This is a genomic window from Draconibacterium sp., from assembly GCF_041583095.1.
Taxonomy (GTDB): Bacteria; Bacteroidota; Bacteroidia; order Bacteroidales; family Prolixibacteraceae; genus Draconibacterium.
This window is the reverse complement of record NZ_JBFHGM010000387.1, coordinates 1-3,649: the sequence shown is the minus strand read 5'-3', so window position 1 is coordinate 3,649 and position 3,649 is coordinate 1. Positions and strand designations below refer to the sequence as shown.

Sequence of the window (3,649 nt, the reverse complement as noted above, 5' to 3'; positions counted from 1 at the left end):
GATGATGCTTATCGTTCGTTTCATTCTAAAAAGTGGGTACCTTCCGAAAATCCGAAAACGATTGCCGATGGTCTTTTGACTTCTCTTGGAGAAAGAAACTTTGCAATCATACTGGAAAAAGTTGATGGTATCGTAACCGTTTCGGAAGAAAGTATTGTGGAAGCTATGCGTATGATCTGGGAGCGTATGAAAATTATTATTGAACCTTCGTCGGCAGTTCCGCTGGCAGCTATTCTTGAAAAGAAAGTGGATGTGCAGGGCAAAAAAGTGGGTATTATTCTTTCGGGTGGAAACCTTGACTTGGGGAAATTGCCGTTTTAGCAGGTGATGGTCTCACTTCAAGTGAGGCTATCACTAAGACAAGTTCAGGAGTTACAGATTGAATATCCAATAATAAGTCTTCAGAGTTCAGATTTGCGAGTCACGGACACGAGTCAACGAGCTTCAAGAATCCAGTATCGAGAATCCAGCATCCTCCTCTTAGTACAGCTATCAAGCATCCAGCATCGAATAACCAATATCCAACGATCAAGTATCAATAATTTAGTATCCAGAATCCAGTATCCAGTTCCCAGTCTCAAAACATCGGACTAATAATATGCGCCAGCGATTCACGAATCTTATCAAATAGAGGTCGTTTGCGCCATTCCCGGTATCGTACCTCGCGACAGTATTGTAAATCGGTTAAAAAGTGTTGTTCCAGTTCTTTGGTAAATTCTTTTTGGTAGATAAAGGCATTGGCTTCAAAATTGGTTTCGAAACTTCGGAAATCGAAATTACTTGTTCCAATGCTCGCTATACAATCGTCAACCAACAGGTATTTACTGTGAATAAAACCTTTCTGGTAAAGATAAATGCGCACTCCGGCTTCCAGTAACTCTTCTACATACGAAAACGAACACCATCTTGAGAGCGAAGCATCCGATTTTTCAGGAATAATAATGCGCACATCAACCTGACTTAGCGCTGCTGTTTTAAGTGCCGTTTTTAATTCCGGTGGCGGCATCAGGTAGGGCGTAACAATATGAATTCTTTTTCGTGCTGTAGTAATGGCAGCAAAAAAGCCCTGTTCAATACTTTTCCAGCTGTAATCGGGGCCACTGGCCGAAACCTGTACCGGAACACCCGGAGCATCGGAAAGAGGAGGGAAGTATTTATAGCCGTATAGATTTTGTTTGGTAATAAAATACCAGTCGGCCGCAAAAATTACCTGCAGGGTGGTTGCTGCATCGCCACCAATTTGCAGGTGTGTGTCGCGCCAGTGCCCAAGGCCTTTCATGCCTTCAATGTAGCGGTCGGCAATGTTTATACCGCCAATAAAGCCCGTTTTCCCATCAATAACAATAATCTTTCGGTGGTTCCGGTAATTTACCCGCGAGGTAAACCGGGGAAAACGAACTTCCATAAAAGGGTAGATCTCTATGCCATTAGCCTGCAATTCGCGAAAAAACTGCCGGGTCAGTCCCCAGCTGCCCACATCGTCAACAATAATGCGTACTTCAACGCCTTCCTTTCGTTTTTTAATCAGAATATCCTTTAGCTTATTGCCAATATTGTCATCGGCAAAAATGTAATATTCCAGGTGGATATGGTGCCTGGCTTTTTCAATAGCCTCAATAATTTTATCAAATGTTTGCTGCCCGTCAACCAGCAAATGCAGTTTGTTCCCCGTGGTAAGCAACGAATCGGAGTTATTAAGTAAAAGCCGGATAAGCGGTGCCTGGTGGTGTAATCCGGCCAACGAAATAAGTTTGTTTTGTTCGATGTTTTTTAGCTGCTCGGCGCTCAGGCGGCGCATGGCTCTAAGGCTTTTTATTCCACGCCGCGAAAACATTTTTCGTTTGCGGTACTCCTGCCCGAAAACAAGGTAAAAGATCATTCCAAAAATGGGGATCAGAATCAGGACTAATATCCAGGCGGCTGTTTTAAATGGCGATCGTTTTTCTAAAATGATCATCAGGGCAACGGGAATTGCCGTAATAAGAAAGATCAGATAAAACCAGTTCCAGAATTCACTCCAATCAGACATATTTTGTTTATTTGTACTCGTAAATTTCTAAATTTATTTGAGTAAAAACAATATTTGCTTCATATTCGTAGTTAAAGGTAGCGATGATGAAAACAAAATACATATTACTGTGGATATTCGTTGGGGGAGCCGTGTTTTTGTATGCCTGTTCGGGTGCAAAACAAGTTGCTGAAAGCCAGAATTCAAGTGTTGAGGTAACGGGCAAAGACAGTATAGAGTATGATGTGGAAACATTTAATGCGAATTTCGATATTTGGTATCAGCGGCAAAATTCACCGGCCAGCTATCGGTCGCAAGCGTACTACGAAAACTGGAACCGGCAATATGTAAGTGCATGGAATGCAAAATGTGCATCGCCGTCGCCAAACTGGAATTTTGAACCTGTTGTTGGTTACGAGCCGACCGAGGATTACGGTTTTGAGATGAACCACAAATTGTTCTACTACTTTATGTACGTGGAAAATGTGCTGAAAAAGCAGATTATTCCCGGAGGACCGCACGTGGTGCTTAAGTAGCTGTATTTCGGAAAACTACCAGTTTATCTTTCCCAATTAATTCCGATTGCCCGGTAATTCCGGGTGGCGTAGGTGCTTTTATACCCTTGCCAAAATAGGTGTGCCCGGTGTAAACATGCGCTTCGTCCCACAACCCTGCATCGACAAAAGTTTTAAGCAACTGCTCTCCGCCTTCAACGATCAGGGAGAGTATATTTTTTTGATGAAGCACCTCAAGAATTTGCGAAAGAAGCTGATCCGAGAAATCTATTTTAATGTATTCCGTTTTTTTGTAGCTGTGGTTTTCGAGCCCGTTAAAAACAATTGTTTCGGTTGAATTGTCGAACAGGTTCAGTTTTTTATTCAAACGCAACCGGCGGTCGAGCACAATGCGCAAGGGATTTTTCCCTTTTATCAGCCGTACGGTTAGCGACGGATTATCTTTCTCTGCCGTGTTGGTGCCCACCATTATGGCATCTTCTTCGGCCCGCATTTGATGAACACGCAATAGTGCACGTGGCCCGGTAATCCAGGTCGGTTCGCCGTAGTCTTCGGCACTTCGGTCTTTGTCAATAAAACCATCAGATGTTTGTGCCCATTTCAACAAAATATAAGGTCTGTGTTTTTGATGGAAAGTGAAAAAGCGTCGGTTCAGCTCATCGCACTCGTTTTTCAGAATACCTGTTATTACTTCAATTCCTGCATTTTTTAGTCTTTCAATTCCTTTTCCGGCCACTTTTGCAAACGGATCGATACTGCCAATTACCACCCGCGGAATTTGTTTCTGTATGATCAGATCGGAGCAAGGTGGCGTTAAACCGTAATGCGCACAGGGTTCCAGCGAAACATAAATCGTACTTTCTTTTAATTTTGCGGCGTCGGTAACCGAGTTTATGGCGTTTACTTCGGCGTGTGCCTGCCCGTGTTTCTGGTGAAATCCTTCGCCGATAATCTGGCCGGAATGAACGATAACACAACCAACCATCGGGTTAGGCGAAACATGTCCGGCACCCATTCGGGCCAGCTCGATACAACGAGCCATATATTTTTCTTCGGTTGTCATTTTCAAGGAAAGACTAAATTTGCAGCAACAAAAGTACACAATGCAGAAAACTATTCAATATAT

At 43.1% G+C, this 3,649-nt stretch carries 4 protein-coding genes; 2 read left to right on the top strand and 2 right to left on the bottom strand.

Annotation, left to right across the window (positions count from 1 at the left end; translation table 11 throughout):
- Positions 1–321: pyridoxal-phosphate dependent enzyme (locus ABZB17_RS21490; protein WP_372653534.1), on the top strand; the 321-nt coding region annotated here is incomplete at its 5' end.
- Positions 322–577: 256 nt separating this feature from the next.
- Here ABZB17_RS21490 and cls read toward each other — a convergent pair.
- Positions 578–2,029 (bottom strand): cardiolipin synthase, encoded by a 1,452-nt coding sequence (cls, locus tag ABZB17_RS21485; protein WP_372653531.1) that lies wholly within the window; start codon positions 2,027–2,029, stop codon positions 578–580.
- Between the two features lie 86 nt (positions 2,030–2,115).
- Between cls and ABZB17_RS21480 the strand changes: the two genes are divergently transcribed.
- Positions 2,116–2,544 (top strand): DUF6146 family protein, encoded by a 429-nt coding sequence (locus ABZB17_RS21480; RefSeq protein ID WP_372653528.1) that lies wholly within the window; start codon positions 2,116–2,118, stop codon positions 2,542–2,544.
- On the opposite strand, the gene ribD is transcribed toward ABZB17_RS21480, so the two are convergent.
- A complete protein-coding gene (gene ribD / locus ABZB17_RS21475) occupies positions 2,537–3,586 on the bottom strand; it encodes a bifunctional diaminohydroxyphosphoribosylaminopyrimidine deaminase/5-amino-6-(5-phosphoribosylamino)uracil reductase RibD (protein ID WP_372653525.1) in 1,050 nt (349 codons plus the stop codon). The two genes, ABZB17_RS21480 and ribD, sit on opposite strands and share 8 nt — an antisense overlap.
- Between the last annotated feature and the right edge of the window lie 63 nt (positions 3,587–3,649).